This is a genomic window from Haloarchaeobius sp. FL176 (assembly GCF_024609245.1).
Classification (GTDB): Archaea; Halobacteriota; Halobacteria; order Halobacteriales; family Natrialbaceae; genus Haloarchaeobius.
Genome location: NZ_JANJYH010000017.1, coordinates 22,667 through 35,793, shown reverse-complemented (window position 1 = coordinate 35,793; position 13,127 = coordinate 22,667). Strand labels below are relative to the sequence as shown.

The 13,127-nt window shown below is 60.7% G+C and carries 16 protein-coding genes; 13 read left to right on the top strand and 3 right to left on the bottom strand.

Annotated features, from left to right (window positions below):
* Positions 1-71: 71 nt before the first annotated feature.
* From NO978_RS18825 to NO978_RS18815, 3 genes are all read left to right on the top strand, one after another.
* On the top strand, positions 72-440 hold the full coding sequence (locus tag NO978_RS18825) for a hypothetical protein (protein ID WP_257301075.1): 369 nt from the start codon (positions 72-74) through the stop codon (positions 438-440).
* Complete coding sequence (locus NO978_RS18820) at positions 437-1,006, top strand: hypothetical protein (RefSeq protein ID WP_257301074.1); 570 nt, start codon at positions 437-439, stop codon at positions 1,004-1,006. The genes NO978_RS18825 and NO978_RS18820 overlap by 4 nt, the downstream gene beginning before the upstream one ends.
* 677 nt (positions 1,007-1,683) lie before the next feature.
* The gene (locus NO978_RS18815) at positions 1,684-2,685 is read left to right on the top strand and encodes a hypothetical protein (protein ID WP_257301073.1); all 1,002 of its coding nucleotides are present in this window, start codon (positions 1,684-1,686) and stop codon (positions 2,683-2,685) included.
* A 273-nt stretch (positions 2,686-2,958) separates the two neighbouring features.
* Here NO978_RS18815 and NO978_RS18810 read toward each other — a convergent pair whose 3' ends face one another.
* A complete protein-coding gene (locus NO978_RS18810; RefSeq protein ID WP_257301072.1) occupies positions 2,959-3,714 on the bottom strand; it encodes a glucose 1-dehydrogenase in 756 nt (251 codons plus the stop codon).
* A gap of 306 nt (positions 3,715-4,020) precedes the next feature.
* On the opposite strand from NO978_RS18810, the gene NO978_RS18805 reads away from it, so the two are divergent.
* The 5 genes from NO978_RS18805 (at position 4,021) to NO978_RS18785 (ending at position 7,049) form a co-directional block, all read left to right on the top strand.
* Entirely contained in the window at positions 4,021-4,575 is a 555-nt protein-coding gene (locus NO978_RS18805) for a hypothetical protein (protein WP_257301071.1), read from the top strand.
* A gap of 2 nt (positions 4,576-4,577) precedes the next feature.
* Positions 4,578-5,069, top strand: a complete 492-nt coding sequence (locus tag NO978_RS18800; protein ID WP_257301070.1) for a hypothetical protein — start codon at positions 4,578-4,580, stop codon at positions 5,067-5,069.
* Positions 5,070-5,279: 210 nt separating this feature from the next.
* On the top strand, positions 5,280-6,155 hold the full coding sequence (locus NO978_RS18795) for an ArdC-like ssDNA-binding domain-containing protein (RefSeq protein ID WP_257301105.1): 876 nt from the start codon (positions 5,280-5,282) through the stop codon (positions 6,153-6,155).
* Positions 6,156-6,233: 78 nt separating this feature from the next.
* A complete protein-coding gene (locus NO978_RS18790) occupies positions 6,234-6,536 on the top strand; it encodes a hypothetical protein (RefSeq protein WP_257301069.1) in 303 nt (100 codons plus the stop codon).
* Positions 6,537-7,049 (top strand): hypothetical protein, encoded by a 513-nt coding sequence (locus NO978_RS18785; protein WP_257301068.1) that lies wholly within the window; start codon positions 6,537-6,539, stop codon positions 7,047-7,049. It abuts the gene before it with no gap.
* 202 nt (positions 7,050-7,251) lie between these two features.
* Here NO978_RS18785 and NO978_RS18780 read toward each other — a convergent pair whose 3' ends face one another.
* A complete protein-coding gene (locus tag NO978_RS18780; protein ID WP_257301067.1) occupies positions 7,252-8,652 on the bottom strand; it encodes an ATP-binding protein in 1,401 nt (466 codons plus the stop codon).
* 140 nt (positions 8,653-8,792) lie between these two features.
* On the opposite strand from NO978_RS18780, the gene NO978_RS18775 reads away from it, so the two are divergent.
* Positions 8,793-9,710: a transcription initiation factor IIB family protein gene (locus tag NO978_RS18775; RefSeq protein ID WP_257301066.1), complete on the top strand. Its 918-nt coding sequence runs from the start codon at positions 8,793-8,795 to the stop codon at positions 9,708-9,710.
* A 395-nt stretch (positions 9,711-10,105) separates the two neighbouring features.
* On the opposite strand, the gene NO978_RS18770 is transcribed toward NO978_RS18775, so the two are convergent.
* Positions 10,106-10,981, bottom strand: coding sequence for a hypothetical protein (locus NO978_RS18770; protein WP_257301065.1), 876 nt, complete (start codon positions 10,979-10,981; stop codon positions 10,106-10,108).
* A gap of 142 nt (positions 10,982-11,123) precedes the next feature.
* On the opposite strand from NO978_RS18770, the gene NO978_RS18765 reads away from it, so the two are divergent.
* From NO978_RS18765 to NO978_RS18750, 4 genes are all read left to right on the top strand, one after another.
* Positions 11,124-11,513 (top strand): SWIM zinc finger family protein, encoded by a 390-nt coding sequence (locus NO978_RS18765; RefSeq protein ID WP_257301064.1) that lies wholly within the window; start codon positions 11,124-11,126, stop codon positions 11,511-11,513.
* A gap of 50 nt (positions 11,514-11,563) precedes the next feature.
* Positions 11,564-11,923 (top strand): helix-turn-helix domain-containing protein, encoded by a 360-nt coding sequence (locus NO978_RS18760; protein WP_257301063.1) that lies wholly within the window; start codon positions 11,564-11,566, stop codon positions 11,921-11,923.
* Positions 11,924-12,259 carry a type II toxin-antitoxin system PemK/MazF family toxin gene (locus tag NO978_RS18755; RefSeq protein ID WP_257301062.1) on the top strand — a complete coding sequence of 112 codons (336 nt, stop codon included), beginning with the start codon at positions 11,924-11,926 and terminating at the stop codon, positions 12,257-12,259.
* Between the two features lie 210 nt (positions 12,260-12,469).
* Positions 12,470-12,961 (top strand): hypothetical protein, encoded by a 492-nt coding sequence (locus NO978_RS18750; RefSeq protein ID WP_257301061.1) that lies wholly within the window; start codon positions 12,470-12,472, stop codon positions 12,959-12,961.
* Positions 12,962-13,127: the final 166 nt, after the last annotated feature.

The window sequence follows — 13,127 nt, the reverse complement described above, 5'->3', positions numbered from 1 at the left end:
GAGCCTCGATGTGCAGGCTTTGCACATTCAGCGAAACAGTTATGTTTCCATGTGCAGGACTTGCACATAGAATGGGTGCAAGCGACGAGCCGCGACGGGTTCACTTCCAGTCGCCGGAGTACCTTGTCGACCGGCTCGATGCCATCGCCGACCTCTTCGACAAAGACCGGACGGATCTCCTCGTCGAGGCCATTCGGGAGTACATCGAAGACACAGCCGACAGCGAGACGTTTCAGGAGTTGGTTGCGACGAAGTACTACGATGGCCAGCTCGAGTTCGAGACGGTGAAGCAGTTGGTCGGCGCTGAAACGGCCCAGCGACTCCGTCTGCTCAAAGCGGACCTCGAGGACGAGCCACTCGACCTCGCTCCCCCCGATGACGTCGACATCTACGACGGCGACGGAACGACGGTCGACACCACAACCGACGACGACCGATGAGCGGCTATCGACTGCGGTCGGTCGTCGCTGACACGAGCGCGCTGGTGAGTCTGGCAGTGCCTCGTGCGGACGCAGCTGTCGGGACCGACACACCGGACCCATTCCAGTACCTGCTCACATCGTGTGACGTGTTCGTGTCGCCAGAAGTGGTCTCGGAGCTCCGCGACATCACACAGTATCAGGATATCCACGCTGCTGCTGCGAACAACGTCCTCGCGGCCCGCGAGCACTACACCGTCGAGGATCCCTACGAACACGACGAGACCCCGGACTCGCGCCCAACCTTTGGTCTCGACGATGGCGAGACTGATGGCATCGTCCTCGCGAACGCGCTCGACGGCGACGGCTTCCTCACCGACGAGTTCGGCGGGACGAACTTCCCACTCATCCACGCGGTCCTGCAGGGGCCACGAATCACCCCGACACCGCGGCTCATCTGTGACTACGCCCGGAACGGACACATGACCAACGTGGAGGCCCGTACACTGGTCACGGCGATCAGCCCCCATCGGAGTTGGGAGAAAAGCCCCTACGTCACCCAATTGCTCCAGCGCCTCGACGAGTAGTCGTTCGACGAGCGGACCGTCGGGGCTTCAGTGTAGAATCTCCGTCTACGAGTAGCGATGCCAAACACCCAGCGACGGCGACGACTCCTGAAAGCCCTCGGCCGCTCGGCATCCCGCGACCACGCGAGACTGCGTCTCGCTTGCTCCCGTTCGCTCAGCTCACGGGAACCTCGCTGCGCTCCTCGTGCCTGCGGTGCTTGCGGGGTCGGGGGACGACCGAGGCGCCCTCGCCCTTTCTAAGTCCACCAAGGTGGTGACTGGTTCGCCGAGCAACGTGGCGGAAGACTGGTGTCTCTTTAGGGCACGCACCGCTCGCCGCGTGCCGCCCTCCGCGTCGCTCACGACCGACCAGTCCGGGCGTGCGGGCGCTCTCCGCACCGCCCGCGCCCGTTCCGGGCATCTGGTCTCGACGCCAGCGGGTAACCGCGGGGGGTTGCGCGCCGTGGGTGCTCACCCCACACGGTTACTCCGCTGGCCGCTCGCTCCGGACGGGTCGCCGCGCGGTGCTGGTTGTTTCTGGTCCACGGCGCGCTCTCGCTCGCGCCCAAGGGGCGCTCGCGAAGGCGCGAGCGAGAGCGCGCAGACGTGTCTGGCCGGTCGGTGATGCAGTGCAGAAAACCGCGAGTGGAGTCGCGGTTGTGGACGCTCAGTGAGCGCCTTCGGAGCTTAGCACTCCAATGTCTAGTAGAAACGCAACTCGTGATGTAGTTTCGGATGCCGAACAGACGACTGAACAGCTGACGCTCGGCGAGGCCATCGAGGACGAAAGCGAAGTGCTGGCGGAGGCGGCCTGTGGGGAACACGCACCTGAGCTGCGACCCACGGTCGAACTCGAGAAGCAGGGTCGAATCGACTACGACTGGGGCCGGAAGGCGAACCTGGACCACCCGTACGGGACGACGCTCGAAGCGGAGGAACGGCGGCTGGGTGAGGAACAGGAGCTGGAGCGGTATCGAGAACAAGCACTGGCGGCTGGGGAAGTAGGCGTCGACCGGGAGCGGTCGTGCAGGGTGCAGACGGAGCGGGCAGCCAGCGAACGCGTCCGTGACTTCCGAGAGCGGGGCGTGCTCGGCAGCGGTGGTGACCCGGCCGTTGACCCGCGTGAACAACTCGACGCCGAGACCCTGGGAGGGGTGAACCGATACGGGATGCAGTTGGCGGAGCGCTTCCGTGGCCCAACTCGGGCGGCCTACGCGAAACAGCTCGCCGAGAAGGTTGCGTGCCAGGGCACGGGGGTGACGGCGGCCGTCCTCCAGACGAACGAAGACGTGGCGAAGGGGACGGATGCGATCCAGCCCATCGAGACCATCGAAGAGTGGATGGGCCATCCCAAGTACACCATCCAGGCGAACGTCGAAGCCGAAGTGACGACGCTCTACCAGCCGGCGGCGGTCAACCAGCAACAGGTCGGCGTGCTTGAAGACGGCTCAGGAACGGCGAAACTGACGATATGGAAGCGCTCCAAAGTGGGGACGGTGCTCCGCGAGGGGGACCGGGTCAGGTTCCTGAACTGCGAGGTCGGCTGGTACGGCGGCCGGCCAACGTTGGCATGCACGTCGCAGTCGGAGGTGCGCGTGCTTGAACACGGTGACGGCCCGAGCCCGCGAAACGGGACGGCGACCCACGCGGACTTTAGCGCAGGGTCGACTGAGCAACGGCTCGACGTGCTCCGGGACTGAGCCCGTTCGACCACCATCGGCTCTTTTTTTGCCATCGCTCGGGGGCCAGAGGACGGGTCCTCATTGGTCCGGTTGGATGGCATTTGTCGTCCTGGCACCGCGACCCCACCTCCCCACCCACCGCTCCGTGCTCGCTCGCGAGACTCACTCCGTCCCTCCGTTCGACTCGCTCGCTGCGCGCGCAGCCACGACCTCTTTCAGCTGATGGGCACACGTCGTACGAGTCCGTAACGGGAAGTGCGAACCGACCGAAAATCGTGCTGGTGGTCGCTTCTACTGCACCAGCAGTCCCCCGTCGATAATCATCGGCTGTCCCATTACGTACGAAGCTTCCTCGGAACAGAGCCAGACGACGGCGTCGGCTATCTCCCGGGGGTCACCGAGACGGCCTGCAGGGATAGCTGCAGTGATGCGCTCCATCTCCTCGGTGTTGTCCTCACCTGCCTGCTGGACCATCGGCGTGTCGATGACGCCCGGACAGACGGCGTTGAAGCGGATTCCGTCTTCGGCGTAGTCAACCGTCGCCCGTCGAGTCAATCCAATTACACCGTGTTTGCTGGCGGCGTAGTGTGCACTCCCGTTCGCGCTCACGCCAGCGACTGACGAGGTGTTGACCACGGCGCCACCACCGCGCTTGACCATCTCCGGAATCTCTGCTTTCAGACACCGCCAGATTCCCTTCAAGTTCACGTCGATCATTTGGTCCCACTCGGCTTCGTCATACTCGGCGAGACGAGCCCCCTCATCCGCGATACCGGCGTTGTTGTGTGCGAAATCCAGCCCACCGTACTCGTCGAGCGCCGTCTGTACCATCGCGTCTACATCGTCGGAGTCGGTGACATCTGTCCTGACGAACGTCGCTTCGCCGCCGTCACTCTCGATCATCTCGATCGTCTCGTGGCCACCGTCCTCGTCGACATCGGCGACAACGACCTTCGCACCCGCCTCGGCGAACCGAAGCGACGACTGTTGACCGATTCCCGATCCACCACCAGTGACGACCGCGACTCCGCCCTGTATTCCCTTCATGATATTAACCGCCACGCAAAGAAGGCGTGGCATGATAACACTTGACACTCGCCGATAATAGGTGTATCGTCGCTCGTCGACGCTGGCATCGTCGAACCGCTTCCGCAAACGGAGCGGTTCGTCCGTCGATTGACTGACCGGACTTTCCGCTCGGTGATTTATTCGCGTACTTTCATCCTGACTGGCTCGCCGGAATCGGGAGACTGAGAACTCTACTGGGAGAACTGAGACGACACACCACCAACAGAAAGCATATATTTAGGCACCAGAAGAATATTATGGGGCAAAATACAAACAGAGGACACGATGGCAGAACACGACGCCTCGGACGAACCGCCTGACATGCCTGGGTCATTTGCTGACTCGTGGGCAGAGAGCGTCGCAGACCGGTCGACCAAGGAGCGTGTGTACGAGGTCGTCACTGGGCTGACCGAACCGACCTCGGTTACTGAGATTGCTGACCGGGCCGACTGCTCGCCGGGCGGAGCCAGAACGAATCTGAAATGGCTGGCTTCGATGGGAGTCGTCGATCAGACGAGCAGCGACCCAGTGCTGTACGAGCGAAACGAGGCGTACTTCGAGTTCCTGCGTGTCGACCGACTCACGAAGGAGTACACCGAGACGGAGCTCGAGTCGCTGCTCGACGAGCACGAGACTCGTCTTGAAGAGCTGACCGACGGACTCGATGGGGGCGACGTCGACGCGAGATTGCTTTCGGAGGTGCCGTTCGACGAACTCGAAGACACCTACGATCGGCTTAGTGAGATTCGGACGCTTCGCCGTCGCACTCGCGACATACGACGGGCGCTCCTCCAGTCTCAGCAGGACGACAGCGCCGGCAACCACTGGCAACCCGCCTGAGCATGGGTCGGCCAGACGACCTCAACGAAGAGCGGATGCGACTGCTCGCTCAACAGCTCGGGCAACAATCCTTCATCCAACGGGTCGACACCTTCCCACCAGAGAAGCTCGACCGCGTAATCGCTCACTTCTACCCCTCACACTACCCTGATCCAATCTCGGCGGTTCGACTCGAACTACGACTCCTGCTGTCGGGGGACTACAACTTGTACTATCAGGAGCGATGGGACGGGTCTAGCTGGGAATGCCGGTGGGACCGACACACCAACTCGCACAACGACCGCAAGCACTTCCGTCCCCCGCCGGATATCGACGAAACCGTGCCCGTCGATGCAACCCTCCCCGTCGAGCCCAACGGTCTGATCGAGTGCTCGTTCCGATTTCTCGACGACCGTCGAGCAGCGCTCTGGGGATCGGCGCCAGAGCTCGTCTATCCTGACGAGTACCGGTACGAGTGGAACTACGGCCCGGAGATTCGGCAGCTGGACGAGTAGCCTGTCTCCCTCCAGAATTTCTCTCAGCAACGCTCTCGACTCGTCGCTACCGAGCTCATTTATCACTCCCCCTGTCGGGTGAGGGAGGCCGAATGACTTCCTCGGAGAGTATCGATGTCCTGCGAGAGAACTCAGACCGACAGTACCGAGACCGACCACCTACAGACGCGGCGAACGGAGTTCGACGACTCGGACACCCGTCGCGACGAGATGCACGACTCGCTCGAAGCGTGGGTTGAACAGTTCGCCGAGCTCTCGGACGAAGCGAGAGCGAGCGCGGAACTCCAGGAGTGGCTGGACGTCCAGTCGCGGTTCCACGACTACTCGTACCGGAACACGCTCCTGATCAAGCACCAGTGTCCCGAGGCGACCAAAGTTGCCGGCTACAACACGTGGCAGAACGAGTTCGACCGTCACGTCTCGAAGGGCGAGTCGGCGATCTGGATCTGGGCACCCATCATCGCGAAGCGATGCCCCCGCTGTGGGAACTCGCAGTCCTACCACACGAACAGTGACTGTGCGTACGAGGAGACACCACCCGAGGAGTGGGAAAAGGGGCTCGTGGGGTTCAAGCCCGTTCCCGTCTTCGACGTCTCCCAGACCGAAGGCGAGCCACTGCCCGAACTCGATACGGCGGCGCATGGTGCGGGAGACGAACTCTTGGACGCACTGCTGGAAGCCGGGCTGGAACTCGGCGTTCGGGTGAACATCGTTCCTCCCGAGGAGTGGTCCCATGGGAGTGCAGCGGGGGTCTGTACAGAACGGAGCACGTACGACTGCTCGCTACTCGTCGAAGTCAGAGACGACGACAACGCGGCGCAGGTCGCGAGCGTCCTCGCCCACGAGTACGCCCATTCCCTGCTCCACTTCGACATCGACGGCGCGGACGAACGTGAGAAGCGCGAGGTCGAAGCCGAGAGTACGGCCTACGTGGTCTCCTCGCAGTACTTCGGCCTCGACGCCTCACGAAGCGCGTTGTACGCCGCTGCGTGGGACGGTGAGCCTGCGGAGACGATTCAGGAGCGGCTGGAGCGAATCGTAGCGACGGGTCGAGAGATCATCGGCGCGGTCGAAACGGAAGTATGACTGTGAAGAACTCTCACGTGCTGGCTCACGTTGTACACACGAAAACGGCTAAGGTCGCTGGCTCACAATGTACACATGATGAGCTCAGATAAGAAGCGCGTCCAGTTCCGGGCTCCGCACCGCTTGGTCGATAGAACGGACGCGCTCGCGGCGGTTCTCGGTGAAGACCGGACCGATATCCTCGTCACCGCACTCCGTGAGTATCTGCAAGATGCCGCTCACGACGATGCAATTACGCAGGAGATTGCGGCTGCGTACTACGACGACGAAATTTCGTTCGAGCAGCTCAAAGCGCTGGTCGGTGCCGAAGAGGCGGCCAACTTCCGTGTGCTGAAACAACAACTCGACGAGGGCTACGTGGACGACGTAGCAGACCTGTAGATGACGGTGCTAGTCGCGGATACCTCCGGCCTCGTGAGCCTCGGCATCGTCGCCGACGCGGAGATCGACCCGCTTTCGAACTGTCTCGATACTTACGAAGTGTTGCTACCGATGGTAGTCGTCGACGAGTTGGAGGACGTCGCTTCGTACGAGGATTCTCATGGACGAGCAGCATCGGCCGTCCTCGACCGAACGGACGACGTGACGATACAGTCGGTTGCGCTCGATTCCGCGTTCCCGCTTGACGACGGCGAGAATGCGGCCGTGACCCTCGCGAACGATACCGGTGCAGAACTGCTGCTGTGTGACGAGTTCAACCGAATCGGGTTGATCCACGCCTCGCTGGCGGAGACACGACTCGTGACGACGCCAACGCTGCTCTCCGTGCTGGTTCAGACTGGGACCATCTCCTTGACCAGCGCGCTCGAACTCCTCGACCAGATCAGCGACGCACGGAGTTGGAACGAAAACAGCTACGTCGAGCGTGCCCGGTCGTTGCTCGATACATCGTAGCAAGTTCGGTACCGCTACGTTCGTCGTTGGATTCGTCCTGACGAGGTTCCTACGATTGCAACGAGACCAGTTCGTGGATTCTCGCGCGACTGAACAGTCACCTGTTGTCGCCGAGACCGACGGCGAGGATCAGTCTCCATTCTATCTAGTAGTTAGTCTCGGCATCGTCGCCGATGTGGTGATCGATCCGCGCTCGTACTGCTTAACACTCCGATGGAACCGAGAGTAGTTCTTCGATATCTGCGAGGTCGAACAACGACCAGTTGTCGTCGAGTTCGTCTCTGAGTCCGTCGACGAATCCGCTCTTCGAGAAGAGTGCGAACTGTTCGTCCCGGTCATCTGGTCCCCATCGAACGCGCTCTGCCTTGTTCGACAGCGACTCGACGAGTCCATGGCCGACTGGCTCTGTAGTCCACTTGCATTCGGCGAGGAGCACTCGATCTGCGTCGGGGGCGAGACCGACGATGTCAATTTCGTCCTCGCCGTACCACCACCGCCCGATGCTGGCGTAGGAGTCGAGTTCTCCACGTCGAATTGCCTCCCAGACCGCCTCGTGACAGACAGATTCGAACGTCGTCGCGACGTAGTCGGGGAGATTCGGCTCGATCGTCCCCTCGAAGACTAGCCCGGGTGCCTCTTCGATGCTGGATCGGTTCGGTTCGACGAACCTGAACCAGAACCGCAAGAACTCGTCCGCGACGTGATACTGGGAGCGTTTCGACGTCTTCCCAGTCGCCGTGACTGGCACCTCTCGCTCGACGAACCGGAGCCGCCGAAGCGTCTGCAGGTACTTCGACAGCGGCCCCGAGTCGATACCGGTCGCCCCGGAGATCTCGTTCGGGGTCGTCCGACCGGTCGCGATCGCCTCGAGGATGCTCAGATATCGGGCGGGGGACCGCAACTCGGTCCGGAGCAGGAACTCGGGCTCGTTGTACAGGACGGCCGTCGGCGACAGGACCTGCGTTCGAACGTTCTCGCCGAGTGACTGATCGGAGTCGAACAGTGTGGGGTACATCGGGGTCCCACCGGTGATGGCGTACGATCGGATCGCGTCCGCAATTTCGTAGTCGATGACGGCCCGGGCCTGCTGGAAGGAGAACGGCTGGAGGTCGATTTGTCCCGTGCGACGGCCGTACAGCGGGCTTTCGTGGCCGAGCACCTCGGACTCCATCGTGCTTATGCTCGACCCACAGAGGACGAGCATCGACTCAGTGTGCTGGAGCTGTTCGTCCACGAACGCCTGCACGTACGAGGGAAGCGAGTCGTTCTCCTCGACCAGGTATGGGAACTCGTCGATGACGACGACGGCTGGGTCGGTCGCGAGTCGCTCCCCGAGATACTCGAATGCTTCGTCCCATCCGTCGATGCGTGGGACGCGGTCGTCGAAGTGGCCCGCGACCTGTTCGACGAACTTCTCGCGCTGGCGCTGTTCTACCTCCTGTGCGGCGAGAAAGTAAATGTGGGGACGGTCCCGACAGAACTCCTTGAGTAGCGCCGTCTTCCCGACACGCCGTCGACCATAGACGACGTAGAACCCGTGGCCCTGCGATTCGAGGCTCTGCTCGAGCGCGGCGAGTTCGTCATCCCTGTCGACAAAGGTCATTATCTGCGTAATGATTATCGTGATAATGGCTTCTATCTTTCCCCGGAGACGTCCTAGCCCGCACTCGCAGCACAGTTTATCGACCCCTGATGGGTGAGGGGTGTCGTCAAATCGGCGATACTCCTGGAGGACTACCGAAAATGCCTGTTAGCGACATCTATCCACGAACGTTCGACGAAGACGTCTCGCTCGACCGAACTACCAACAGCTGTCCCGAATGCGACGGCCGAATCACGGCCGATTCGACGGAGCGTACCTGCGAGGACTGTGGCCTCGTTGTCAGAGAACGGCAGATCGACCGTGGCCCCGAGTGGGGATCGTACAACGAAGACACCCAAAGACGGACGGGCGCACCACTGACCGCATCTCGGCACGACCGCGGACTCTCGACGAAAATCGGCTACCAGTCCGATAGCAAGGGCCTCTCCACCCGGAAGCGTCGACAGCTCTCCCGACTACGTCGTGAACACTCTCGCGGGCGGTGTGAGACCAAGGCGGACCGGAACCTCATGCACGGCTTCACCGAGATTCGACGCATCGCGGGTGCGCTCGGCCTCGGCGACTCGATCCGCGACCAGGCGTGCTCGCTGTTCCGCACGGCACAGTCCGAGAGCCTGCTTCGAGGCAGATCAATCGAAGGGATTGCGGCGGCGTGTGTCTACGCTGTCGCGCGGTGTAACGGCCTTCCACGGACGCTCGAAGAGGTCGCCAGCGTTGCGCGGGTCGAAGAGGACCGAATCCAGAGCGGGTACAAGACGCTCAATGTCGAGCTGGGACTGCCGACGAAACCGATGACTCCCAGCGAGTTCGTTCCGCGGCTGGCATCCAATCTGGATGTTCCCGACAGGCTCCAACGACGTGCGCTCGAACTCGCACACGATGCCGAACGCGCGGGTGTGACCAACGGCGTCCAGCCCTCCGGGTTCGCCGCGGCCTGCCTGTACGTGGCCGGACAGCGCTCGAAGTGGTTGACCCAGCGTGAAGTCGCGGCCGCGGCAGACACGTCGACAGCGACGGTTCGGAACCACCGTGAGCGGCTCGGCGCACTCGCCGAGTGAGATTTTATGTTCACCTGCGGGGTGAAGTGAGTACTGATTCGTTGGGGGGCTCGAACGAGCCGATCCTGATTATCTGATACTGGAATAGCCGTTGTTGAGGATTCAGTGCTATGTACAACCACTGAAGCGGTGTGCTGAGCTGCATATCGATGATCGTCGTGAAGCTTAGTAGGGGGAGTAGACTTATTCCCTAGGACGCGCTAGCAGAAGGTAGAGAAGACACCCTACTGGTGCCTCGGCTAGCGCACTGATTCGAAAAGAATAGAAAGAAGGAGCGGATTGAGGCAAACCACTATGAGCATTCACGAAGCAGTCCAAAAGCTGGAAGAAAAGTACGACCTGCAAGCAAGTAGGCGTGTTGACGATGTCGGTCGGTCCGTTGCACACCTCCAAGACTAAGGCATTTCTCGAAGTCTCTTCGCGAACTGCTTCTTTGTCATTCCGCCTTCGTTGACCAGTTCTGAGTACTCTTCTCGGTAGAGAATCTGTTCCGTCAAGTCTGTACAAAGCTCCTCATGTTCGGAGCCGTACTTGTCGTACGCGATGTGCTGAGGGATATCTAGCGCGTAAGTTTCCAGTCGAATCTGAATCGAACCCTTCCGTTCGACAACGTCACAACCGAATTTCCACAGGTAATAAAATATGCTCGCGTTCCGGCGAACCGTAAGAAGCCGTTTCGATTCTCGAATTCGTTGATTTGCCCACCCTCTCCACTCGAACTCTTCGGTGGCCATCTCAGGAAGATCAAACCCGTACCTGTGGGCTTGGATGTACAACTCAAGCAAGGCTAGCGACGTCCGATGGTTCGCGTTCGGGAGCGGGTGTGTTAAAATGAGATTTGATAGGAGCGACCCGCCAATCTCCGGGACGGTTCCGTCCCAATTCACGTAGCCCAAGGCATCAGGAATTTTATCGAGGTCGACCCGTTTGTATGCGCGTAGCTTCTTTCGTTCTTCTTCATACGTTTGGTCAATAATCGTTCTGAACAACCCCAGAATTCGGATGGCGATGGTTCGGTCTACTGCATCGAAAGATTCCATTTCAGCACTGAAGTCGTAGTCCAGATCCTCAGCAGGGCCCAGTGCTTGTTGTCGAGCGGTATACAATGCATAGACTGTTTGCTCTAATTCATACTCTCGAACAAGTGTCCGGCCTTCTATTCCTTGTTGTTGATCTTCGACGACCGAGCGATCAGGGTTCACAAACTCCAACGAGAATTCCTTATCATTTGGAAGATGATAGTAGACCAAGTTTTCACCACTGTCGTGCATGGTTTCTACCCTCCTCTCAAAGATAATTAACTATTCGGGGTCATGACAGTCGCCCTATTTTATCCTCACCTGCGGGGTGAGGTGAGTACTGATTCCCACCAACGAAACGCATCCACTGACGAGACTCGAGTTCACCAAACGCGTGCGTCGCCGCGCCGAGTACGAGGCCTTCGAGTTCACGCTCATCCCTGAAGGCGTGCTCGTGACCAACTGCAGCCACGTCGACCCGAGCGCACACCGGTATCTGGTGCGGGTCGTCGACGGGCTTCCGTCGTCGTGTAGCTGTCCTGCCGACGAACGCTTCGACGGTGCGTGCAAGCACCGCGTCGCCGTAGCCATCAGGGGTCCGGTCCTCGGTGCTGCACGACAAAACTCCGTCGCGACTGACGGCGGTCTGGTACCAGTCGAGCACTCGAATTCTGAATCCGTTGATGAAGACGACTGTGACTGTCACGAACTTCCAGCGGGCGTGCCGTGCTGGCCGTGCTTCCGCGACGGTGAGCAGGCGTTCGAGACCGAGGAGTCGCTTTAGCCAACCGATTGCTCGTTACACCTATTACATCCGATTACATACTCATGTGCATGCCCATCGACATCGAGCGCTTCGAAGATAGCCCGGTCGAGAAACTCCGAGCGGGCGGTAAAACAAACGCTGAGGAGATCCTCTCCTTCCTCGCCTCCTCTCCGGACCAGGCCTACACGCCGAAGGAGATCCACGACGCGACACAGGTTGCGCGCGGAAGTGTCGGCGTGGTACTATCGCGTCTCGAGGACCGGGGGCTCGTTCGCCACCGAGGAGAGTACTGGGCAATCGCCGAGACCGAGGATATCGAAAAGTCACTCACGGCGATGGCAGCCGCTCGCGCCGCAACGTACCAGCTCGGCCCCGAAAATCCTGAAGAGTGGGGTCCTGGTGTCGACGTGGACGGCGAGGACAGCTAGATGGCCAGTCGTGGAGAGGTATGGTGGGGTCCTGCACCGCAAAAATCTGGGCCTGCATATCGACCGTGGCTCGTCGTCAACGATGACTCGCATCCATTTGCTACCGAGGAGTGTGTCGCCGTTGGAATGACGACGACGGATCATCCCGAGGGTATCAGCGTTCCAAACGACGCGTGGATTCGGGGCGGGTCGAAGACGCAGGCCTACATCTCACCGTGGTACGTGACGACCATCAAGCACCGTGACTTCGACGACCAGCAGGGGGAGCTAGCAGAAGCACTCGTCACAGATGCCGTCGAGGCGCTCCACAACTACATCCCACGGACCAGCGTTTGAAAAACGCCGTCTCGTCCGCTCTCGCCTACGAATCCCTTGTACGAATGCTTCCCAGCTGAGTTTCCGCGACGGTGAACGGGAGTTCGAGAACGAGTCGCTGTTCGACTAAGCGACCGCAGCCAGTTTGTGGCGCTGGCAACAGGGTGCCAGCGTGCGAGATGGAGCCATACGATTCCGAGTTCCCGTCGACGCGCTGGCGAGTGTGATCCCATGCACCAGATAATCTACGCACTCGTCGAAGCAGAGTCCGAGGAAGAAGCACTCGAAGAGGCGACGGTGACGTTCGACAGGCTGGTCGGTGCGAAGCTCGATGAACGGCCCGTCTTCGATTACTACGTCACGTTCGACGACGAAGACGCTGCAGTCGCTGGTAAGGCCCGCTGGGGCGACCGGTCAGTCGCGACTCCTGTCGAGTCTCACGAGGGCGCACGGTTGCTCAAGCGTGGCTGGGATGCGACCGTCGCGGAGTTCGAACGCAACCTCGAGAAGGTCCGTGAATCGCTTGACGAGATGACCGTCGAGGAGCTGATGCACGACAAGGGGTTCGTTCGACATGCCTGCAGCAACATCGGGTCGTGCCGCGGACACTCGCTGTTCCTCTACGACGGCCACGCGAACGGCATTCGGAACCGGGCACACCTTAACCGCGTTCTGGACTCGTCCGAACCGCTGTGGATCGTCCCAGCTGACGTCCACTACTAGCGCGATACAGCTACGCGCCGGATTTCTCTACTCGAATCACTCAAAGGCCACCACCCACCAGTCACCTCCCCGCCCTCCGCTCCGTGCTCGCTCTGCTGCGCGCGCAGCCACAACCTCGGCCGGACAACTCCGGGTTGCCTGCCGATGCAGTGCTAACCAACATCCG